General features: G+C 69.9%; 6 protein-coding genes. All 6 read right to left on the minus strand.

Annotated elements, in window-relative coordinates; genetic code table 11:
• Nucleotides 1–15: 15 nt before the first annotated feature.
• Genes CHB97_RS20450 through CHB97_RS20475 form a run of 6 tightly spaced genes read right to left on the minus strand, consistent with a single transcriptional unit; the run spans nt 16 to nt 24,733 of the window.
• The gene (locus tag CHB97_RS20450) at nt 16–1,800 is read right to left on the minus strand and encodes an acyl-CoA dehydrogenase family protein (protein ID WP_089289866.1); all 1,785 of its coding nucleotides are present in this window, start codon (nt 1,798–1,800) and stop codon (nt 16–18) included.
• The gene (locus CHB97_RS20455) at nt 1,797–5,549 is read right to left on the minus strand and encodes a type I polyketide synthase (protein WP_089289867.1); all 3,753 of its coding nucleotides are present in this window, start codon (nt 5,547–5,549) and stop codon (nt 1,797–1,799) included. The genes CHB97_RS20450 and CHB97_RS20455 overlap by 4 nt, the downstream gene beginning before the upstream one ends.
• A complete protein-coding gene (locus CHB97_RS20460; RefSeq protein WP_089289868.1) occupies nt 5,546–9,985 on the minus strand; it encodes a non-ribosomal peptide synthetase in 4,440 nt (1,479 codons plus the stop codon). Before CHB97_RS20460 ends, CHB97_RS20455 begins: the two co-directional genes overlap by 4 nt.
• Entirely contained in the window at nt 9,982–14,328 is a 4,347-nt protein-coding gene (locus CHB97_RS20465; RefSeq protein ID WP_089289869.1) for a type I polyketide synthase, read from the minus strand. Before CHB97_RS20465 ends, CHB97_RS20460 begins: the two co-directional genes overlap by 4 nt.
• Nucleotides 14,325–19,670, minus strand: a complete 5,346-nt coding sequence (locus CHB97_RS20470) for a type I polyketide synthase (RefSeq protein WP_089289870.1) — start codon at nt 19,668–19,670, stop codon at nt 14,325–14,327. The genes CHB97_RS20465 and CHB97_RS20470 overlap by 4 nt, the downstream gene beginning before the upstream one ends.
• Nucleotides 19,670–24,733, minus strand: coding sequence for a type I polyketide synthase (locus CHB97_RS20475; RefSeq protein WP_160106087.1), 5,064 nt, complete (start codon nt 24,731–24,733; stop codon nt 19,670–19,672). The genes CHB97_RS20470 and CHB97_RS20475 overlap by 1 nt, the downstream gene beginning before the upstream one ends.

Below are 24,733 nucleotides of genomic sequence, written 5' to 3' on the forward strand. Positions count from 1 at the left end.
AACAAAACAATCCCATCATGCTGGCGGCACTTGGGTGATCACATCGCTGAGCAGCCAGTCCAGGCTGCCGGCCATGACCTCTTTCGTGACGGACGCGCTGGCATCGGCTTGCCAAGCGGCCGAAATGGTCAACGCTTCATCCGCCCCGGCCGCGGCACCGCGGCAGAAAATGTCAGCCAGTTCCTGCAATTGCAGCGCTTGTGGGTTGGTGGCGACCGCCTCGCTCTCTACCCGCGCCAGGGTCACAGTCTGCGTCCAGAGCAAGATCAACGCCTGACCGATGGCAATCAGGGCTGGCTGCTGCACCAAGGCCCCCTGTACACCGCCGCTGCGGGTAATCAGATCGCGCACTGACTGGGCGATCCGCGTGGTCAGGGCAGCGGCGGCCTCCAGATGCGCGCGGTTGGCCGGCGACAGGTTGACGGTGGGCGGTACCGGCAATTGGGGCGGCACGGGGGCACCACCCGCCGCGGCAATCAGGGCGGAATTACCGACATTCAACTCCATCAGCGCGTTGGTGGTGCCAAAGATGCGCATGACCCGCAGATCGCGATAGAACCGTTCCACCGGATAGGGCTCCACCCCCCGGTTAGCGAGCGAGGTCGCCGTTTCGTACCCGCGACCGGCAATCAGCGACATGGTGCTGTCGATGACGCTCCAGGCCGTGTCGCTGCACCAGGGCTTCATTGCCGTCCATTCGATCCAAAGGTCCAGATTGCCCGCCACCTGCGAGAGGGTCAGCCAGCGCAGCACGCTTTCCTGCGCGAACACCTTGGCCGCCGCATCGGCAATGGTGGCCTGCGTCGCCTGATAGCTGGACAGGGGCTGTTCCATATAGGGACGGTGGCTGAAGCCCCGCGCCCAGGTCAGGCTCAGCTTGGACGCAGCCAGCGTGATGGCATTGATGAACATGCGGTTGGGCTGCTGGATCTCCATGATCACATTCAGGCCCAGGCCCGGTGCGCCCACCATGCGGCTCACCGGTACCTTGTAATTCTTGAATTCCAGCACGGAATTGGCCAGCCCCTTCAGGCCCATATAGGTCTGCGGGCTGGCCACGCGGAAACCACGCTTGCGCGTGTCGATGATGAACAGGGTGATGCCGATTTCACCCGTCGTCCCCTGTGAGAAGGTCGTGCAGGGTACGACCAGCAGGTTGGCCAGCGGCCCGTTGCCGATATAACATTTGCGGCCGGTGATGATGTAATGGCGTCCGTCCTTGGTGGGAACGGCCGTGGTCTGGAAGATGGGGTTCGACGCCCCCTGATATTCCACCGCCGACAGGCCGGAAATCGCCCCTTCTTCCACCATGCGGGCCACTTTCGCCCGCTCGTCAGCATCCTGCATGTAATCCAGGTAAGAGGGGGCACCCAGATAGTTGTTGACCGAGATGGACATGGCCACCGCCGTGCACCAGCTGGCCGTCACCTCCACCATCCTGGCCATGTTCAGGGGCGACAACCCGTCACCGCCATATTGCTTGGCCAGCATCAGCTTCTGCCAACCCGCCCGGCGGTAAAGCTCCACATAGTCCGGGGGCAGCTTTCCCCGTTTGTCGATAAGGGTCGGATCGAAATGCGCCTGCATGAAGGCCGCCTGTTCCTTCACCATCGCGTCGCCCAACGCCGCGTCGGCGGGATCCTGCACCGGAAATGGCACCATCAGGTCCCAGCGGAACAACCCCGCTGCCGCCGACTTCAGGAAGCCCGGTGCCGGGTTTTGCGGCGTGGCCTCCGCCAGCAGACGCATGATAGTGACCGGATCGTTGGGAATGGGATGCTTGATTTCGGCTACGGTCATGGCGTGTCCTCCGGCGTCGGCGCGACGGGTTGCGGGAAAACTATATTAATAATAGTATTTGCAACAACCTTAACGAATGGATGCTGCAATAAAGTCATATGATTTCCCGGAATACGCAAGACCTGAACGCCCCCCAGGGCTAGGTCCGACCAGCCCCAATCATCCCGCTTGTCCGCTGACGTGCCGGCGGTGGCGGTACGCAACAGGGTGACGGCACCGCGCCACGGTTTGGGGTGGTACCCGACCGTGGCCCGCGCATTGCCGGCATAGACCTTGATCATCGGCCACAGCCCCTCCGCCCCGGCACCGCCGCGCAGGGTCATGTAGGCGCGCAGGTACGGCATCATGTTGCCCAGCACGGTGACGAACAGGAACCGCGCCGCCTCCACCGGGTTGGGTGTCTGGCCCTTGATCTGGGCCGGGGTGTCGATCAGCAGGGTTGACGCCACGGTCCGCCCGCGCCGGTCCAGTTCGCGCGCCAGTTCGAACGCTACCGGGGCACCGAAGGACCAGCCGGCCACATGCACCGGCCCCTGCGGCCAGACCTGATCGATGGCGTCGGCAAACACCGCCGCCTGTCGCCCCAAATCCGCCAGGGCGGGGCCGCCATCCTGCATGCCGGGCGGCATCAGGGCATAGAAGGGCTGGTCTGGACCCAGTTCGGCCGCCAGCGGGAAATAGGGAAAGGCCGTGCCCATGATGGGGGTGGCCATGAATAGCGGCGGCCTGGTGCCCCCCGGTTGGATGGCCAGCAGGGTGGGCGGCAGGGCCGACGACGCCCTGCCCATGCCGCCATCCAGCAGCAGGGCAAGCCCCGCCAGGGTCGGGACCTGCAGAAATTGCGTCACGGTGGGTGCCGTGCCGAACGCCGTCCGTACCCGCTTCAGCAAGGCCAGCGCCATCAGCGAATTGCCCCCCGACAGAAAGAAATTCGCCTCCGGCCCTGCCGGCGGCGTCCCCAAAACGTCCTGCCACAGGGGGGCTAGTCGCTGCTGTGTGCCTGTTAGGTCGGCTGTGACCGCCAGATCGCTCACATCTGCCGCCACCGGTCCTCTGCTGCGCGCCGGCGGATCGATCCAGTAGCGGCGGTGTTCCCAGGCATAGGCGGGCAGCCGCACGCACGACCAGCGTTGCGGCAGCCAGGGTGCCAGCGACACGGGCTGCCCCGCCGCGAACAGCCGCCCCATCGCCTCGGCAAAGGCCAGCGGCGCATCACAATCGCGCCGCAACGTGCCCAACGCCAGACCTGTGCGACCAACACCGGCCAGGGTGGCACGCACGGGTGCGGTCAACACAGGATGTGGGCTGGCCTCCAGAAACACGCCATAACCTTGCGCCGACAGGGCCTCCACGGCTTCCTGGAACCGCACCATGCCACGCAGGTTACGCCACCAGTAATCCACACCCAGCTCACCGGCACCAATCCAGGTGCCAGTGACGGTGGAAAAGAAGGGAATGACGGGTGCCTGCGGCCCGATCCCCGCAAGCGCGTCGCGCAGCTTCCCTTCCAGCGGGTCCATCTGCGGCCCGTGGGAAGCCACGTCCACCTTGACCCAGGCGGTCGAGGCCCCCTCCCCATCCATTACCGCCGCGAGCCGTTCCAGCGCCGCCCGGTCGCCAGACAGCACACAATTGCCGGGGCCATTGGTCACGGCCACGGCAACCAGATCGGTGATACCCTGGGTCGCCAACATTTGTTCCGCCGCTGCCGGTGCCCGGTCTACGGCCAGCATGGCCCCCTGGCCCGCCAGGGTGCGCAGCAGGGCGCTGCGCCGGCAGATGATGCGGGCACCATCCTCCAGGCTCAAGCCACCCGACACCACCGCCGCCGCCACCTCCCCCATCGAATGGCCGATGACGGCATCAGGCACCACGCCCTTGCTCCGCCACAGTGCCGCCAGCGCCACCTGCATGGCGAACAGGGCTGGCTGCACCACGTCGATCCGGTCCAGGGAGGCATCCGGCCCCTCCCCGCGCAAGGTGGCCGCCAAGTCCCAGTCAACCCAGGGTGCCATGGCCCGCGCGCAGGCCAGAACAGCGTCGCGGAACACCGGTTCCGCCGCCATCAGGTCGCGTCCCATGCCGGGCCATTGCGATCCCTGGCCGGGGAAGATGAACACGCTGCGCCGCGCCGATCCCAACCTTTCTGCATGCAGGTCCGCGTCGCCCGCCACATTGGGGGCCGCCGCCTCTAATGCCGCCGCCAGTTCCTCCCGGTTACGACCGGCCACGGCCAGCCGCCAGGGCAGCAGGGTGCGGCGGTGAAAGGCCGTACCGCAGAGATCGGCTAGGCCTACGCCCGTCCCCCGCAGGAATTCCGCATAGCGCCCGGCCAACCCCGCCAGTGCCGCCGGCGACTTCGCCGACAGCAGCAGCAACCCCGGCCCCAACCAGCCGTCACCCGTCGGTACCGGCCTTTGTGGCGGTTGCCCCAGCACCAGATGGGCGTTGGTGCCACCAATGCCAAACGCGCTGACCCCTGCCAGCCGCCTCCCCCCCCGATCAGGCCAGTCCTGCCGCCGGTCTGCCAGGATAAAGGGCGTGCGCTCCAGCCCCAGGGCAGGGTTGGGCTGCCCGACATGCAAGGTCGGCGGGATCACCCCGTCACGCACCGCCAGCGCCGCCTTGATCAGCCCGGCCACACCGGCCGCCGTATCCAGATGGCCCACGGCCGATTTGATGGTGCCCAGCCGGCAATAGCCCGTGGCCTTGGTGCTGCGCCGGAACGCTTCGGTCAGGGCTGCCACCTCGATCGGGTCGCCCAGCGGTGTGCCGGTGCCATGCGCCTCAACATAGCCGATCTGGCCCGCATCGACGCCCGCCACCTCCTGCGCCAATGCCACGACGCGGGCCTGACCCCGGACGCCGGGGGCCGTAAAGCCGGCCTTGGCCGCCCCGTCATTATTGACTGCCGTGCCCAGGATCACCGCGTCGATCAGGTCGCCATCGGCCACGGCGTCGGCCAGCCGCTTCAGCACCACGGCAGCACTGCCACTGCCGAACACGGTGCCGGCGGCATCGGCGGCAAAGGCCCGGCAATGCCCGTCGGGCGACAGGATCATGCCCTCTTGATGCAGATATCCGGCCCCCTGCGGCACGGTGATGGTCGATCCGCCGGCCAGGGCCACGTCGCATTCATAGGCCAGCAACGCCTGACAGGCCATGTGAACGGCAACCAGCGAGGTGGAACAGGCCGTCTGCACGGTGATGGCCGGTCCGGTCAAGTCCAGCTTATAGGCCACCCGCGTGGCCAGGAAATCCTTGTCATTGCCGATGATGGTGGCAAAGTCGGCAGCCGTATCCTCACTGACCGCCCCCGCCCCCCGGAACAGGTTGTGCAGCAGATAGGTGGGCACGCCGCAGCCGGCATAGATGCCGATCGGTCCCTCCGTCCGCGCCGGATCGATGCCGGCCTGTTCCAGCGCCTCCCACGCCACCTCCAGGAACACGCGCTGCTGCGGGTCCAGCCGGGCCGCCTCCAGCGCGCTATAGCCGAAAAAACCGGCATCGAACCGGTCATGGCCATCCAGCAACCCCTGGCGCGGCACGAATCCCGGATCGCGACGTACATGATCTGGTACACCGGCAGCGCGCAGCTGTTCGTCGGTCAGGGTCGATATCCCCTCCACCCCGTCCAGCAGGTTACGCCAGAGCGCCTCCACACTGCCGGCACCGGGAAAGCGACCGGCCATGCCAATGATGGCGATGCCGTCGGGGGTAGCGGCGATGCCGTCGGGCTGCGTGCTCAATTCGTCTCTCCTGTCACGGGCCGGCGGCGGCGGGCGAGCGCCGCGCGGCGCAGGCCGGCACGGTCACGCGCGTCATCCCCTTCATCCGCGTCCCCGCCTGCCAGCATCCCGGCCAGACCGGCAATGGTGGGCAGGCGGAACAGGTCGGTCATGGCAATGCCACCGGGCGGCAGGATATCGGCCAGATCGGCGTTCAGCCGGGCTTGCAAGGTGGCCAGCAGCAATGAATGGCCCCCCAGGTCAAAGAAATTATCGTTCACGCCCACGCTGTCCCGTCCCAGCACCTCCCGCCACAGGCCGGCCAGCCGTTCCTCCACGCCCGTGCGCGGGGCCAGGCTGGCCGTGGCCAGAGCGACGGCGGGGTCGGGCAAGGCCTTGCGGTCGATCTTACCATTGGACGTGCGCGGCAAGCCGGCCAGGAAGGTCCATGCCGATGGCAGCATGTAGGGCGGCAATCGCACCGCCAGATGGGCCCGCAGCGCTTCCGTCCCTGGTGCCGCCCCATGCGGTACGATCCAGGCGGCCAGCCGCCCCTCACCATCGGCACCGGGACAGACGGCGGCCACCGCTTCCGCCACCCCCGGATGACTGGCCAGCACCGCTTCGATCTCCTCCAGCTCGATCCGGAAGCCCCTCAGTTTCACCTGATGGTCCGCACGGCCCTGGAACAGCAGCACCCCGTCGCCGCGCCAGCGGGCCAGATCTCCGGTGCGATAGACCCGCCCGCCCGGCACGAACGGATCATCCCCGAACCGCTGCGCCGTCAGGTCCGGCCGGTTGTGATAGCCCATCGCCACCCCGTCGCCGCCGATCAGCAACTCGCCCGTCACCCCCACGGGCACGGGCCGGCCGGCGGCATCGACGATATAAACGCGCGTATTGCCGACGGGCCGGCCGATGGGCACGGGGCCGGCACTGCGTTCAACCATGTGCGCCGTGGACCAGATGGTCGTCTCCGTCGGGCCGAACATGTTCCACAAGATGCAGCCCGCCCCCGCAGGCAGCAGCACGTCGGCCAGATCGCGGGGCAACGCCTCCCCCCCCACCAGCATGGTCAGGCCGGGATCGGGCCGCCATCCCGCCGCCAGCAGCAGGCGCCAGCCGGCCGGTGTCATCTGCATGAAACTGGGCTTGCAGACGGCCAGCCGCCCCGCCAGTTTCACCCCGTCGCGCCCTTCCTCCGCCGTTGCCAGTTCCACCACCGCCCCCACGGACAGGGGCAAAAACAGCTCCAACCCGGCAATGTCGAAGGACAGGGTCGTCACCGCCAGCAGCCGGTCACCCGGACCGAAACCCAGCAACCCGCGCATCGCCACCAGGAAATTGCCCAGATTATGGTGGCTGACCACCACCCCCTTGGGCCGGCCCGTGGTGCCGGACGTGTAGAGTATGTAAGCGGGGCTCGACATGTCCGGTGCCAGGACCGGCGGGGCGGCATCGGCATGGGCCGGCAGTTCCGCCAGCCGGCAGCCGCTGGCCGCCAGCACTTGTGCCGTGCCCGCATCCACCAGCACCAGGGCGCAGCCGGCATCGCCCACGATAAAGGCCAGCCGGTCGGCCGGATGCGCCGGGTCCAGCGGCACATAGGCCGCCCCCGCCCGCCAGACGGCGATCAAGGCGGCCACCATATCCGGCGTGCGGTCCAGGCAGATGCCGACCCTGTCACCCGGACCGATCCCCTGCGCCGCCAGCCAGCCAGCCAGGGCGCCCGACCGTGCCCACAGGCCGGCATGGGTCAGCACAGAAGCGCCCTGCGCCACGGCCGGCGCCTCGGATCGTTCACGCGCCCGCAGCAGCACCAACGGGTGCGGCACGGGTTCCGCCAGTGCGGTGTCGTTCCAGGTACGGGTCACCAGGGCCAGCCCAGCCGCGTCCAGCAGGGGCAGGTCGGCCACGGGCCGGTCGGGATCGGCCAGTGCCGCCGACAGCAGGGTCAGCAGATGGCCCCGCAGCCGGTCGATGCTGTCGGCATCGAACAGGTCGCTGTCATACTTGATCTCTGCCGACAGTCCATCCCCCTCGGGCCGGAACTCGAAGGCCAGATCCAGTTGCGATCCCTGCAGGTCGATATCCAGCGCCCGGAACCCGGTGCCATCGCCGACATGGACCATCTGGTTCTGCAAAACCACCATGGCCTGGAAGATGGGCGGGCGGCTGGGATCGCGCACCACGGCCAGTTCCTCCAGAAGCAGCGGGAACGGATAGGCGCTGTGGCCCAATGAAGCCGCCGCATCCGCCGCTGTGCGCGACAGCAGGGTGGCAAAGCTGGGCTGGTCGGCGAAGCCGGCGCGCAGCACCATGGGATTGATGAAATCGCCGATGGTGGCGGCAAAGCCTTCATCCGCCCGCCCTGCCGTGGGCGTACCCAGCAGCACCTCTGCGGCCCCGGCCCACCGGTGCAGCAGCGCCTGGCACGCCGCCGCCAGCAGCGCAAACAGGGTCACGCCCCGATCGCGCGCAACCGCGCGTGCGGCCGCAGTCAGGCCCGTGCCCAGGGCGAAGCGCACAGATGCACCCCGGAAACCCTGCACGGCCGGGCGCGGTCGGTCGGTCGGCAGATCCAGCACGGGCAGCGGCCCCGCCAGCCGTTCCCGCCAATAGGCTCGCGCCGCGACACCCGCCGGCCCCGCCAGCCAGGCACGTTGCGCTGCCGTGAAATCGGCATAGCGCCGGGCCGGGGCCGGCGGCAGGGGCGATCCTGTCTGTTGATGGGCCAGACAGGCGCGCAGGTCGCGGGCCAGCAGGGCCAGGGACCAGAAATCAATGGTGATATGATGCAGGGCCAGGAACAGCACGAACCGCCCGCCACCGCGGTCGAACAGCGCCGCCCGCCAGCCCAGCCCCTGTTCCAGATCAAAGGGCTGGGCATAGGCATCCGCGATGGCCCCATGCAGGCGATCCTCGCCCCAACCCTGGGCATCCACCTGCCGGATCTCCAGCGGCAGGCCGGGGGCCGGTTCCTGCACCGGTTGCCCGTCGATCAGGGGAAAGCAGGCATCCAGCACATCATGCCGGCGGCGCAGCAGACCCAAGGCTGCTTCCAGCGGGCCGGCATCGGGCAGTCCGTCGATCTCCACGGCGAAAGGCAGCGTATAGGCGGCACTGTCCGGTGCCATGCGCGACAGCAACCACATGGAACGTTGGTTATAGGAAAGCGGCGACCGGGTGGGTGCCGTCGCCTGCCGCTGTTGCTGTTGTTGCTGCAGGCGCAGCATCAGCAGGGCGCGTTTGGCCGGCGACAGGGCGGACAGGTCAACCCCTGGTACCAAGCCTTCCCCTTCTTGCGATGCGGCGGACAGGCGGGCGACAAGTTTATCCATCAATGCCTCGGCTTCAGGCGCTCCCAGCAGCGGGTCGGGGCGGGTCAGGGTCAAGCCCAGGCTGCCATCGCCACCGGTGACGGCGGCCAGCACCAGTTGCGTGGCCGGCGGCACCACGGCGAAATCCAGCGCCGAGGCCCCCGGCACAGCCACCCGCCCCAGATTGGTCAGGCCCAGACGGTCCGGCGTGAAGCGACCGATATCGGCGATGGCCGCCGTCAGCAGGCCGGGTTCAGCCAGCCGCGACAAGGCCACAAGATGGGCGGGCAATAGCCGCTCCGGCACGGCGCGGTCGCGCACCGCCGCCGAAACCTCCCGTGCCAGCGTCCAGAACGGGGTGTCGGGGCTGGCGGCATGGGCCGTCGTCACCTCTGCCACGGCCAGGGTAAAATCCTGCCCACCGCCCAATGCCGCCTGCACCGAAACGGGGCTGGTCAGGCTGAACCCGCCCGCCCGGCCCGTGGCCGGCAGCAGGGCCGCCGCCAGCGCGCCCTGCAGGCTGGCCTCTTCCTGCCGCGCCCGGCGGCCCAGGGCATCAACCAATCCCGCTTCCAACCGGCGATGGCTCAGCCGTGGATGCCAGCCGGCGGGTGTCAGCGACACCAGCGGCAGGCTGGCAGGGGGAGCCGGCAGCCCAGCGACGGCGGCGGCGTGGATTTCATAGGCGGGCGGGAATGCACGCCCGCCCTCCGCATGTCCCAGCAATGCCGCCAGCAGCCGCATCCCGGCATGGGCATCGCCCAGCGCATGATGGAAGCAGACCAGCAGGTCCGCCCCGCCGCCGGCATCACGTAACAAGGTCACTCGCCATAGCGGGCCACCATCCCGCCGGAATGACGTTGCTAGTTCCGTCTCCGCCACCGCCAGCCATCCGCCGGCCCCGTCACGGACAGTCAGGCCAGCCGGCCCGGCATCGGGATGCCAAAAGGGCACCCCGGCGGTGCCGATGCGGGCGCGCAGCAGCGGATGCGCTGCCTGGGCCGCCACCATCGCCGTCGCCAGCCGGTCGGGATCAATGCCCGCATCCAGCCGGGCGCGGACCACGACATGCATGGGGCGGAACCCGTCCAGCGCCAGGAACAGTTGTTCCAGCAGGCCCGCCGCGCGCCCCGTCATGCTACACCCCCGGCAGCGGCTTCGGCGGCCAGCAGTGCCTCCACCTCCTCCTCCGACAGATTGTCGATATCGGCCATCAGCCGGGCAAGGTCGGCATCAGGCGAGGCGGCTTGCGTTACCGGTGCGGCAGACAACCCCTCCGCAACCGCCGCCGTCAGGGTCACGACACTACCCCCCGCCAGGGATGCCGCAAGCGGCAGGGAGATGCCGAAGCTCTTCTCCACATGCCGGTGCAGTTCGATCGCCGTGAAACTGTCCAGCCCCTGGCGCAAAAGCGACTGGCCAGGGTCCAGCAATGCCGGTGCGATTGACAGCACCCTTGCCGACAGGGCCGCCATGGCGGCCTGGATCGCTGGCAACCGGTCAGGGGCAGGCAGCGCCATCACCTCCGCACGCAGGTCGCGCGACACCGGTGGTGCAACCAGCCCGTCGCCCCGCACCAAATCTACGATCAGCGGAGCCGGGGCCGATCCGGCGTGCAAGCCCCGGAACCGCTGCCAATCGACCGGCAGCGGCACCGCCACGGGTACGTTCAGGCCAAGCGCGCTGTCCAGCACCGCCATCACCTGTTCCGGGCCCATCGGGTCCAGGCCGATATCCCTGGCCCCGCCACCCGCCGCCAGACCGGGGCCGGCCAGCACCGGCCACGCCACGGACAGGGCCGGCTGGCCGCGTGCCCGCCGCACCTGCGCCAGCGCATCCAGCCCGGCATTGGCCGCGGCATAGACCGCCTGCCCCGGCGCGCCCAGCAACCCCGCCAGGGAACTGTTCAGCACGAACAGGTCCAGCGGGTCAGCCTGCGTCAACCGGTCCAGCAGCAGCGCGCCGTCCAGCTTGGCCGACAGCACGGTGGCGATGCGTGCCGGTGTCTGCGCGGCCAGGATGCCATCATCCAGCACGCCCGCCGCATGGATGACACCGCGCAGGGGCGGCAATGTTCGGCGCAATTCGTCCAGCAGGGTCGTCATGGCCCCGGCATCGGCGCAATCGCCCGCCCGCCAGGTGACGCGCGGGTCGGCCCCGCCCGCCGGGTCCGGCCGTCGCGACAGCAGCACGACATGCCCCGCGCCGCGCGCCAGCAGCCAGCGGCACAGCGTCCGGCCCAGCCCGCCCGTACCGCCCGTCACCAGATAGGTGCCATCGCCCCGCAGATGCACGGTCGTGCCCGCCCCCTGGACCGGCAACAGACGCTGCCGCTGCACGAACCCGCCCTGAAGCTGGAACTCTTCCGTGCCGGGCCGCGCCAGCAGGGCGGTGATGGCAGCCACATCCGTGCCATTCCCCGCCAGCAGGCGATGGCCCGCCCGTTCCGGATATTCCATCGCGAAGCCGCGATGCAGACCCCAGAGCGCGCCGGCCACCGGTGATGATTGCGTCACCAGCAGATGCACCCGGCCCGCAGCACCGGTCAGCACGGCCGCCGCCTGTGCCACCATCGCCGCCCCGTCGCCCGTGCCGTCGGCGATCAGCACCAGATCGGCATCGACCGGCGCGCCTTGCACCGACAGCGCATCGGCCAGTCCCCCTGCCCCCAGCCCCAGGGCCACAGCGCGCAAGGGTGCGACACCCACACCAGCCCCATCATCCTGCACCCAGCCCGGCACATAGAGCGGCACCGGTTTTGGCGCTATGGCGGGCAGCAGGGGGGCGTTGCCGCTGCCCTCATGCCAGAAGCGCCGCCGTTGCCAGGGATAGGATGGCAGGTCCAGGACGCGCCCTGCCGGGGACAGAAGATCCCAGCGGATACTGTCCAAACCTGCCTGATACAGGCGGCCCAGCGCCGTCAGGGCCGCAACGTGGCCGTCGGTCCCGCGCCGCAGGCCGGGCACCACCAGCGCCTCCCGCCCCCGCACCAGGGCCGTGCGGGCAATGGCGGGGGACAGGGCCGGATGGGCACCGATCTCCAGGAAGATGGGCGTCGCGCTAGCCGACAGCAGGGACACCACCGCCCCCTGGAAATCCACCCGCGCCCGCAGATTGCGCGCCCAATAGTCGGCATCGGGTGCCTGTGTCAGGGGCGTGGCGGTGACGGTGGAGATCATGGGCAAGCGCGGCGCTTCAGCCACCAGCCCGATCAGCGCATCGCGCAGGGCAGCGGCAGGCTGCTCCATCAACGGGCCATGGAAGGCGATGGGCACGGAAAGCCGTGTGGCCCGGATGCCCTGGCCCGTCAGGTCAGCCACCAGCCGGTCGATGGCCACCCCATCGCCAGAAACAGCCACACTGTCCGGCCCGTTCAGGGCAGCAATGGCGATATCAAGCCCCAGCCGGTCAATGGCGGCCTGGGCGGCCCCCTCATCCAGGGACAGGGCCGCCGTGGCGCCTGCCGCCTGTTGTGACAGTCGGGTCCGGGCCACGACAATGCGCGCCGCCGCCGCCAGGGTGATGCAGCCGGCGGCATAGGCCGCCGCCACCTCGCCCAGGCTATGGCCGATCACACTCTCTGGCTCCACCCCCCAATGGCGATAAAGGGCCAGTAGAGCGACCTGCAGCGCGAACAGGCCGCAGGCCGCGTCCATCACATCTTCCACCGGCACGGCCACCCCGTCCGGCCGCATCAGCAGCAGGTCGGCCACGCCGGGCCCTCCGGCCGCGACGATGGCGGCATCGGCCGCGTCCAGGGCGGCCCGGAAGGCCGGTTCCCGTACCCCCAGCCCCGCCGCCGCCCCGCGCCATAGATTGCCCTGGCCGGAAAAGACAAAAACCAGCTTGCCCCCATCCGGTTCAGCAACCGACGCATCAGCCAGGGCCGCTGCCAACCCCACCGCATCGGACCCGACCACGGCCAACCGGCAGCGGTGATGTTCCCGACGCCGTGCGGCGGTATAGGCCACATCCCCGGCGCAAGGGTTTTCGCGGGCCAGCCAGTGCCGCATACGCGCGGACAGGTCGCGCAGTGCAGCCGGGCTGCGCGCCGACAAGGGCAGCAGCACGGGACCGTCAATGGCCGCCACCGGCGGGACGTCTGGGGCCGGGGCCAGCACGACATGGGCATTGGTGCCCGACCAGCCAAAGGAACTAACCCCGGCCAGCCGTGCAGCACCCGCCCAAGGCGTGGGCACCACCGGCACCTGGAACCGCGTGGCGGCAAACGGGATTTCCGGGTTGGGTGCCTGGAAATGCAGGTTGGGCGGCACCATGCCGCGTTCCATGGTCAGCACCGCCTTGGCCAGCCCGGCAATGCCGGCCGCACCCTCAAGATGCCCGAAATTCGATTTCACGGCCCCCAGCAGGCAGGGGCCGGCAGCGGTCGGGGGCCCCAGCACCTCCGCCAGCGCCTCCACCTCAATCGGATCGCCTAGGCGTGTGCCGGTACCGTGCGTTTCCACATAGGTCACGTCCGTGCCCGGCCGCCCGGCCATGGAAAGGGCTCGGGTGATCACTGCCTTCTGCGCCTGCGCATTGGGGGCGGTCAGGCCCAGGCTGGCACCATCCTGGTTGGTAGCGGAACCCAGGATCACAGCGCGCACGGGGTCGCCATCGCGCAGCGCGTCCCCCAACCGCTTCAACACCACCATGCCGCCGCCTTCGCCAGAGATAACGCCGTCAGCACGGGCATCGAAGCTCTTGCAACGGTAATCACCGGGCCAGTCGCCCATGCGCGCCGTGGCCGTGGGGAACAAGGGCAATAGGCGCAGATTGACCCCGCCCGCCAGCGCCAGCGACACCTCCCCCGTCCGCAGCGCCTGACAGGCCAGATGCACTGACACCAACCCGGAAGAACAGGCCGTATCCACCGCCATCGCCGGCCCACGCAAATCCCAAAGATAGGCGATGCGACCGGCAGCGACATTATGCGCCGTGCCGGTGGCACTGTGCGGCGTCACGCTGGCCGGGTCGGCGGCTTGCAGGAAGAAATAGTCGCTGGACTGGCTGTGTACGCCGACATAGACGCCGGTGTCGCTGCCAGCCAGGCTCGATGACGGGATGCCCGCATGTTCCAGCGCCTCATAGGCGACTTCCAACAACAGGCGCTGCTGCGGGTCAATATCGGCTGCTTCCCGAGGCGAAATGCCGAAGAATTCGGGATCGAAACCATCAACCTCCGGCAGGAATCCCCCATAAACCCGCCTTTGTTCCGCATCCGAAACGCCGAGGGAGCGGAAAAACGCCACCTGGTCCCAGCGACCAGCCGGCAGTTCCACGATTCCGTCAACCCCGTCCAGCAGCATACGCCAATAGGCATCGGGACCATCGGCCCCGCCGGGAAAGCGGCACCCAAGGCCGATCACGGCCACGGGCGGTACGGTGTTGGCCGCCGCCTGTGCCGCCTTCAGGCTGCGGATCTGGCGCAGCGCGTCGGCCAGCAGCTTCTGGTAATCGGGGCCCGGATCAATACTCATGGGCGGGCACTCTCCACTAAATCCTGTTCCAGTTCAGCGGCCAGCAGCCGGGCCAGTTCCGCTGTCGACAGTTCGTCGAAATCGTCAACCGGTGCTGCCGGTGGCGGTGGCGACGTTGCCACGACCGCCACCGGATCGCTCTCCAGCAGTCCGGCCAGATGATCGGCCAACGCCCCCGGACTGGGGTGCCGCCACAGCAGCGTGGCCGACAGGGCCAGACCGTAATCGCGCTGCAACCGGTTGCGCACGCCCATGGCCATCAGGCTGTCAATGCCCAGCCCGGCCAGCGGCGTGCGCGCGTCGATGCCAGCCGCGTCCCGCCCCGTGACCGCCGCGACATGGGCGATGACGGACCGCACCAACGCCGCCCGCCGCGCCGGGCCGGGCGGTGGCAGGGCATCGCGTGCCGCCCCTTCCGTTGCCGTGGCGCCGCTGCCGGCCAGCAGGTCGGTGAACAGCGGATCGACCGCCACCTGCGGATAGGCCTCGCGCCAGCGCGGCACATCCAGCGGCAAGATCGTCAGCGCCGCCGGCAGACTGCCCGCCGGTCGGGCCAGCAGCCGGCGCAGAATCATGCCGCCGCGCGCCGGATCGATACCGCCGATCCCCTGCGCCGCCAGCCGTTGCCCCCGTTCCGCCGCTGCCGCCGCCAGACCCACCTGTGTCCAGGCCGACCAGCCGATCGACAGGGCTGGCAGGCCCTGTCCCCGCTGCCAGGCGGCCAGCGCATCCAGAAAGGCGTTGGCCGCCGCGTAATTGCCCTGTGCCGGCCCGCCGAACAGGGCGGCGGTGGAGGACATATGGATCATGAAATCCAGCCCCGTCCCCGCCAGCGCCCGGTGCAGCGCCCAGGCCCCCGCCAGCTTCGGCGCCAGAACCCCGTCCAGCCGGTGAGGGTCCATGGAAGATAGCGGCACATCATCCAGCGTCCCGGCCGCATGGATGACGCCGCGGATGGGATAGGCTGCCACCAGGGCCGCAACGGCCCCCAGGTCGGTCACGTCCAACAGCGCCTCGTCCACCGTCACGCCCCGCGCCCGCAAGGCGGCGATGCGCTGGGCCGCCTGTGGGTCCGGTGCACGCCGGCCCGCCAGCACCAGACTTCCGACCCCGGCATCGGCCAGCGCATCGGCCAGGACCAGCCCGATGCCGCCGAACCCGCCGGTGACCAGCACCGCACCCTCCATACCGCCCGACAGCGGCGCCTGATGCGCCAGGATGGCGGCATCGTCGCGGTCCAGGGGCACAAGGCGGGCACCGAAGGCCCGGCTTCCCGCCAGCTTTATCTGCCGTTCCGGCCCGTCCGCCAACAGCCAGGCGGCCAGGGCCTCAGCCTCGACCCGGCCATCCAGTTCGATGAAGCCAGGGCGGTATCCCGGTATTTCCTGCATCGCGGTGCGGGTCAGGCCCGCCATGGCGGCGTGCAGGGGACCGGTCGGGAACAGGGTCCACAGACGCGATCCCTGCCCTTCCGCACCGGCAAGGGCACGGCACAAGCCGGCAAGCGACCCAACGCCCACCGCCTGCGCCGCCATCAGGCCGGCGAGCGACAGGTCGTCCATATCGGCCGGTGCCGACAGGGCGGTCAGATGCACGATGCCGGCAAGGCCCGTGAGGTCCGCAACAGCCCCATCCGCTTGGCGCCGCACAACACAGCCGGCGCGTGCCAGGGCGGCTGCCAAGGCATCCGCGACGTCACCCGCCCCGATCAGCAGCCAGGTCCCCAGGCGTCGGGCCGCACCGGGCGTGGGCAGGGCTTGCCAGTCCAGCCGGTAGAGCCAGTTGGCCAGTTCCGCATCGGCCCCGCCATCCAGCCGCTGGAACCGCACCCCCTCCAGCGCCACCAGCACCCGGCCGGCATCGTCCAGCAGGGTCACGTCGCCCACCGGATCGCCCTGCCCCGGGCGGGCCACCGCGTGCACCCAGGCGGCATCCGCCATGGCGCCGGTCGCGGACAGGCTGTCCACGGCGACCGGCACATGCGGCGCCCCGCCATCCTTGCCGCGCAGTGCCGCAAGGGCCAGGGCCTGCAACCCGCCATCCAGCAGGGCCGGATGGATGCGGTGCCCCCGCCCGGCGGCGATGGCGGGCAGGGGCGACAGGCGGGCCAGCACCTCCCCTGCCCCCATCCGGATGTCCGACAGCACGCGGAAGCCCGGCCCCAGTTCCACACCCGTCCTCGCCGCCGCCGCGTAATAGTCGCTGGCATCCAGCAGCACGGGGCAGCGGGCCATGATCGGCGCCAACGCCCGGTCGGGCCGCATCGGTGCCGGCGATGCTGTCAACCGGGCCTGCGCATGCAAGATCCAGCAGCCATCCCCCTTGGCGTGGATGGACAGGTGCCCGCCGCCATCGGCGTCCCGCTGCACAATGCTGTGCAACGGCACGGCCCCATCACCCGGTACCAGCAGCAGACGCTTCAGCGCCATGTCGACAACGACACCACCGTCGGCAGCAGAGAGCGCCATATCAAGATAGGCAGTACCCGGCAGCACCATGGCACCGCCCACCTTGTGCTCCGCCAGCCAAGGGAGCGCCCGCACCGACAGGCTGCCACGCCAGGCGCTGTCTGGCCCCGGCTGGTCCACTTCCCTGCCCAGCAGCGCATGATCGGCCTTGCCCAGGGGCACACCGCCGGCCCGTTCGGCCGGTGCCAGCCAATGGCGGGTCCGCGTCCAGGGAAGGGTCGGCAGGTCGGGCACCACAGGATGCCGGCCCTGCAGCGCCGTCCAGTCCAGCTCCGCCCCCCAGGCCGCCAGCTGGCCCAGCGTGGCCAGCAGATGGGCGACCTCCCCCTCCCCCCGGCGCAGCGTGCCGGTCAGGCGCACCGGATGGTCCAGCCCCGCCAGCCCTTCTTCCAGCCCCGGCACCAGCACGGGGTGCGGGCTGACCTCCAGGAAGATTGTCGGTGCGTCAGCCGCCAGCCGTTGCACCACGGGCCACAGGCGCACCGGCCGGCGCAGATTGTCGGCCCAATAGCCGCTATCCAGCCGTTCACCCGCAATCACGTCGCCCGTTACGGTGGAATGCAGGGGAATGGTGCCGTCTTCTGGCCGGATGCCGGCCAGCGCATCGGTCAACGGCCCCAGCACCGGGTCCATCTGCGCGCAGTGGGAGGCATAATCCACCTTAACCTGTCGGGCAAAGACGCCAGCCACGTCCAGCGATGCCACCAGTGCCGCCACAGCATCAGCCCGGCCCGCCACCAGCACGCTGCGTGGCCCGTTGATGGCGGCCAGGGACAGGGCGTCGCCATGCGGGCGGATGGCCGCCAATGCCTCGTCCTCCCCCATCTCCAGCACGGCCATGGCCCCGCCCGCCGCCCGTTCCGCCACCAAACGGGACCGGGTGCAGATGATGCGGGCGGCATCCGTCAGGCGAAGCACACCGGCCGTGCAGGCCGCCGCCACCTCCCCCATCGAATGGCCGACAACCGCATCGACGCGCAAGCCCCAGGCCAGGAATTGCCGGGCCAGCGCCAGTTGCAGGGCGAACAGGGCAGGCTGTATCCGGTCGGCCGGCAGTGTATCGAATGATGCTGCGGCCAGCGCCAGGAGATCCGACAACCGCCAGGAAACATGGGGTGCAAAGGCTGCCTCGCACGCCGCCAGGGTCTCACGCACCACGGGCAGCACCGCTGCCAGTTCCCGGCCCATGCCGGCATATTGCGAACCCTGGCCAGGGAAAATCATCACCAGCCGCGCGCCATCCTCCGCCTGCACAGGCTCCGGCACCGTGAGCAACGCCGACGACAGGTGCGCGACCGTGCGGCCGGTGACGGCCAGCCGCCAGGGATGGCGGCTGCGACGCTGGGCCTGGGTGGCGGTGATGGCATGGGCGTCGCGGGATGGCGTTTCCACCCGCAGCCAGTCCCGCCAGATCCCGACACTCTGTTCCAGCGCCGCCCGGCTTTGCGCCGACAGCAGCAGCAGGGCCGGCAGGTCGGGCGCGGCGTCGGCCGGCGGCGGGACCATGCCCTCCTCCAGCACCAAATGGGCGTTGGAACCGCTGAAGCCAAAGGCGCTGATCGCGGCGAAGCGGCGGCCCTGGTTTGGCCACGGGGTCAGTGCGGTGGGCACGGCCAGCGCCCCGTTCGCCCAGTCAATATGCGGGTTGGGCCGGTTGAAATGCAGGTTGGGCGGCACCTGCGCCTTTTGCAGGCACAGCACGGCCTTGATCAGCCCCCCAATTCCAGCCGCTGATTCCATATGGCCCAGGTTGGACTTCACCGCCCCCAGCAGCAGCGGCCCGGCACCATCCGGGCGATAGGCGCGGGCCAGCGCCCCCGTTTCGATCGGGTCGCCCAGCGGCGTGCCCGTACCATGGCATTCGACATAAGCAACCTCAGCCGCCGCCACACCCGACACTGCCAGCGCGCGGCAGATCACCGCCTCCTGCGCGCGGCCATTGGGTGCGGTCAGGCCGTTGCTGCGGCCATCCTGGTTGATGGCGCTGCCACGGATCAGGGCCAGCACCGGGTCGCCATCGGCAAGCGCCCTGGACAGGGTCTTCAGTACCACCATGCCGCAACCTTCGCTGCGGACATAGCCATCGGCAGCGGCATCAAAGCTCTTGCAGCGCCCATCCGCCGCCATGGCCCCCAGCTTGGAGAAATAGATAGCGCCATCGGGCGACAGGATGATGTTGACGCCACCGGCCAGCGCCATGTCGCTCTCCCCCGCCCGCAGGCTCTGGCAAGCCAGATGCACGGCGGTCAACGAAGCGGAACAGGCGGTATCCACCGCCACCGCCGGCCCGTTCAGGCCCAGCAAATAGGAAAGCCGCCCCGCCGCCACGCTGGCATTGTTGCCGGTGCCGAAATACGGATCAATGCGCAGCCGGTCCTTGCGCGTCTCCCCATATTCCAGGGTGGCGATGCCCAGGAACAGGCCGGTGGCAGAGCCGGCAAGGCTGCGTGGCGGCTGGCCGGCGCGTTCCAGCGCCTCCCACGCCACCTCCAGCACCAGCCGCTGCTGCGGGTCCAGACTGTCCGCCTCGCGCGGCGCGATGCCGAAGAAGGCGGGGTCGAACCCGTCGATGCCCGACAGAAAGCCGCCCCAGCGGCTGGTGGTCTTTCCCGGTGCCTCGGGATCGGGGTCATAGACCTCCCCCAAGTCCCAGCGGTCGGCCGGCACCTCCGTAATGGCGTCGGTGCCGGTCGCCAACAGGTTCCAGAAGGCCTCTGGACTGTCCACCCCGCCGGGGAAACGGCAGCCCATGCCGATGATGGCAATGGGCTCCGCATTCAGCACCTCGATCCCGCCGGCGCGGTCGCGCAGCGTGCGGACTGCCAGCGCCAGCTTGGCGGGCGGCAGGCCCGCGATCTTGTCCAGCGCCGACATCAGGTGCCCCCCAGCGCGCGCATTACATCATCATCCGACAGGTCGGCCAGGGCGCCCAGCACATCATCGATATCGTTGGCGACCGCTGCCGCCGGGGCGGCAGCCTTTGCCGGTTCCGCCGCACCGAACAGTTCGGTGTCCAGGAAGGAGGCGATATCCGCCACGGTCGGGTGATCGAAGACCAGCACGGCCGGCAGGGTGGCCGACAGTGCCCGTCCCAGGCCCCCGCGCAAATCCACGGCGGCCAGACTGTCCAGCCCCAGTTCACGCAGTGGCCGGCGTGGGTCGGGCCGTTCCCCCGGCGCCAGGCCCAGCACGGAGGCCGCCTGTCGCGCCACCAGATCGGCCAGTTCGCGGCGGCGGCGGTCGGGCGCCATCGCCGCCAGTGCCGCCCGGTGGCTTTCTTCCACTGGCCGTTTGGGCAGCAGGTCGGCGAACAGGGCGGGGCCGTCGGCCATCAAAGTCCAATCGATCGCCGCGATGACGGCGGTGGGGCCCGCCGCCCGATCGCCCAGCACCCGGCCCAGCGCGGCCAGGGCGGCCGCCGGCTGCAGCGCCCGCAGGCCACGTGCGGCAGCGCGGCCGGAACCGGCGCGGGCCGCCATGCCTACCTCCGCCCAGGGCCCCCAGGCGATGCTGGTGGCCGCCAAGCCCTGCCCGCGCCGCCAGTCGGCCAGCCGGTCCAGATAGCGGTTGGCGGCGGCATAGGCGGCCTGACCGGCATTGCCCGTCAGCCCGGCCAGCGAGCCATAAAGCACGAACTGGCTGAGGCCCAGATCGGCCGTCAGCCGGTGCAGCGCCCAGGCCCCCCCGGCCTTGGCGGCAATCACCGCTGCGGCGCGAGCGGGGTCGATCTGGGGGATGGTGGCATCCTCCAACAGGCCCGCTGCATGGAACACCCCATCCAGCGGTGCCATTCCATTCAGCCCGACCGTTAACGCCCCTGCCAGCGCCGCCGCATCCGCCACATCCACCGCCTGATAGGCCACGCGGCAGCCCCCCGCCGACAATTCCGTCAACATCGCCGCATCGCCAGGACGGCGACCGATCAGCAGCAACCCGCCGGCCCCACCATCCGCCAGCCAGCGCGCTGTGGCCAACCCCAACCCGCCCTGACCGCCTGTAACCAGATAGGAACGGTCGGCACGGGGCACAAAGCCGGCTCCCGCTGCGGCCTGCTTTCGGCGCAGTCGCGCGACCTGGGGTTGGCCCGCACGCCAACGCACCTGTTCCCCGGTTGCCAAACCTTCACCCTCACCGATGCCGCCCATGCGGGCCGCATCCTCCAGCCCTGCGGTCAGCGCCAGCCCTTCCAGCAGCGCATCGGTCGGGCTGTCGGGCCGCGTGCGGCACCAGACGGGATCCGTCGTCGCCTTGACCTGATTCAATGCGGCCAGAAACGCGGCCATGTCGGGGGCCAGCGCCTCACCATGGCCCGTCAGCACCAGGCCCGGCGGGACATGGGGCACCAACGGGGTGGGCTGCCAGTCGATGGTATAAAGACCCGCAGCCTCCGGGCGCAGGGCCTCCTGCGACAGTCGACGAATGGTGAAGCCCTCGATCGACAGCAGCGGCCGGCCATCCTGGGGATCGCTGATCGATACATCCAGGGTAACATTATCGGTGGCCAGCCGGGCGGCACCCGCCGGCCCGCCAGCCACGGCGATGGCAACCCGGGCTGGCAGCGAACCCGCCACAGCCAGACGCTTCAGATGCACGGGCATGGAGGCGCGCAGGCCTGTCCGGTCACCCCCCTGTGCCGCCAGCCAGTCCGGCCCGCCGATGACCTGCAGACAGGCATCCAGCAGCAGCGGATCGACGGGTGTCGATCCCGTCCGGCCGATATCGACCAGGGCGGTGGCGGCGGCCCCATCAATGCGGAAATCCGACAGCACGCGATAGCTGGGCCCCAGCGACAGCCCAACCCCCTCCAGGAACGCGTGGAAGGCCACCGGATCGGCGCTCTGTCCCGTTCCCCCGGACATGGCCGCCGGCACCCGTGCCGTGCCATAGCGCCCCTCGGCATGGCAGGTCCAACCGCCACCCGCATCTGCACTGCAAACACGAAAGCCGCCATCAGCCGCCGTGACCAGTTGCAACCGGCGGCTCTCCCCCTCCTCCAGCGTCAGGGCCGCACGGAAATCGACATCTTCCAGCGAGCCGGCACGCGCCGACAGGGCGAAGGCCAGGAAGAAGGCGGCCGGCACGGTGATGCGCCCGAAATAACGGTGATGGTCCAGGAATGGGAAGGTTCCCGCCCCGACCAACACTTCATGCACGCTCTCCCGTCCGGCAAGGTCCAGCTTGCGGCCCGGCAAAGTGCCGGAAGACGGCACGCTGGCCACGGAACGCGGTGGGAAATCCACCCAGTAGCGGCGATGCTGCCAGGGATAGGCGGGCAAAGCCGCGACGGGGCGCGGGGCCGGGAAGGCGGCGGCAAGGCGCACGGGCGCGCCCAGCGCGTGCAACTCCCCCACTGCCGACAGCAACGTCGCCTTCTCTGGCCGGTCGCGGCGCAGCGTGGCCAATGCCCGGCCCGGCCCGTCGCCAAGGATTTCGCGGACCGAACGGGTCAGCACGGCATGAGGCCCGACCTCAACGAACAGTTCCACCCCGTCTGTCACCATGGCGGCCACCGCATCGGCAAAGCGCACGGGTGCCGCGATGCCGTCCGCCCAATAGCCGGCATCGAACCTTGCCTGCCCGTCACGCCGCCGCCCGGTCAGCGTGGAATAGAGCCGCACCGGCCCGTCCGGGGCCGACACCAAGCCATCCAGGGCCGCGCGCAGATCCGGTTGCAGGCCCCGCATCGACCGGCTGTGAAAGGCGTAGCGCACATCCAGCCGCCGCATCGCCACACCCTTGGCCGCCAAGGCCGCCAGCCCCCCCTCTGGCCCCGCCACCACGCAGGAGGCCGGCGCGTTGATGGCGGCGATATCCAGGCCGGTGCCGGCGATCAATCCCGACAATTCATCGGGCGGCAGGTTCACGGCGGCCATGGCGCCATCGCCATGGACCGCCTGCATCACCCGGCCGCGATGCACGGCCACGCGCATCGCCTGCGCCATATCCAGCAGACCGGCCGCATGTGCGGCCGCGATCTCGCCCACGGAATGGCCGGCCACCGCGTCGGGCGCCACGCCCCAATGGGCCAGCAGCCGGGTCAGGGCGATCTGCAGGACGGCCAGCACCGGCTGCGCCACCGCCGTCTCTTCCAGCCGGCCGCCATCGGCCAGCATGGCGCTAATCGTCCAGCCGGTCAGGGGTTCGACCAGGGCATCGGCCTGTTCCACAGCGGCGCGGAACACCGGTTCCGTGGCCAGCAGGTCGCGCCCCATGCCCGCCCATTGGCTACCCTGGCCGGAAAACACAAAGCCTGTGCGCCGTCGGCGCGCCGGCTCCGACGGACCCAGCTCCTCGCCATCGGCCAGGATGGCGCGCAAGGCGGAGGCAGCGGCGGCATGGCTGTCCGCCACCACCGACAGCCGGTATTCATGGTGGGTGCGGCGCGTGCCGGCGGTGCAGACGATGTCGGCAAAAGGCACCGGCGGTGCCGCTTCCAGCCAATCGGCCATCCGCGCCACGGCATCGCGCAACGCCGGTCGGCTGCGCGCCGACAGTGGCAGCAGAAAGGGGCCGGCGGGCGGGGCGACCGGGGCGGCACCTGCCGGTGCCTCCCGCAGCAGCACATGGGCATTGGTGCCCGACCAGCCGAAGGAGCTGACGGCGGCGATGCGCGGCCGCTGTCCCGCCGGCCAGGAGACCGGCTCCCGCACGATGGACAGGCGCGTGCCGGCGATTTCAATATTGGGGTTCAGGGCCCCCAGCCGGCGATAGGGCGGGATCATGCCATGGCGCAGGCAGCCGACCGCCTTGATCACCCCCGCCAGGCCCGACGCGGCCCCGGCATGACCGATATTGGCCTTCACCGCCCCCAGCCGGCAGTGGCCCGGCGCATTGGCGGCGCCATAGGTCTCGGCCAGCGCCTCCATCTCAATCGGGTCGCCCAGCGGCGTACCGGTGCCGTGCGTCTCCACATAGCCGACATCGCCGGCAGTGACGCCAGCCCTTGCCAGGGCGCTGCGGATCACGTCCGCCTGCGCTTTCTGGTTGGGGGCAGTCAGGCCGTTGCTGCGGCCATCCTGGTTGATCGCCGTGCCGGCCAGCACGGCCAGCACCGGATCGCCATCGCGCCGCGCCGCGTCCAGCGGCTTCAGCAGGATGGCCCCGCATCCTTCGCTGATCACCACCCCGTCGGCGCGGGCATCGAAGCTTTTGCAGCGCCCGTCCGCGGCCATCATCCCCATCTTGGAGGAGGGCACCAGCGACATGGGGGACAACAGCACATTGACCCCGCCGACCAGGGCCATGTCGCATTCCCCGCGCTCCAGGCTCTGCGCCGCCAGATGCAGCGCCACCAGGGAGGAGGAGCAGGCCGTGTCCACCACCAAAGCCGGCCCGTGCAGATCCCAGAGATAGGAGATCCGCCCCGCAATGGCGTTCAGCGCCACACCGGTGCCGGAGAAGGGCTGTATCTCCTCCAGCCGGTCAAAAGTGCGGGCCGAATATTCGTGATTATAGGCACCGACAAACACGCCCGTGCGGCTGCCCGCCAGGGATACGCGGGTCTGTCCCGCCGCCTCCAACGCTTCCCACGCCACTTCCAGCATCAGGCGCTGCTGCGGGTCCATCCAGGCCGCCTCCCGCACGCCCAGCCCGAAGAAGGGCGCGTCGAACCCGGCGACATCGGACAGGAACCCGCCCCAGCGCGTCGTCATCTTGGCCGGCGCGTCGGGATCGGGGTCGTAGAAGGCCTTCCAGTCCCAGCGGTCTGCCGGGATTTCCCCGATGGCGTCACCGCCATCAGCCAGCATATCCCAGAACCGGGCCGGATCATCCGCCCCGCCCGGATAGCGGCAGCCCATGCCGATGATGGCCATGGGCATGGCCACATCCCGCGCGGGTGCCGCCGCGTCGGCCTGGGCCGCCTTGCGTTGCAGGTCGCGGACCAGCAGGGCCAGCTTCTGCGGCGACAGGCGGGAAAGCCGTTCCTCCAACTCCAT

Origin of the sequence: Azospirillum sp. RU38E, from assembly GCF_900188385.1 — a bacterium.
GTDB lineage: Bacteria > Pseudomonadota > Alphaproteobacteria > Azospirillales > Azospirillaceae > Niveispirillum.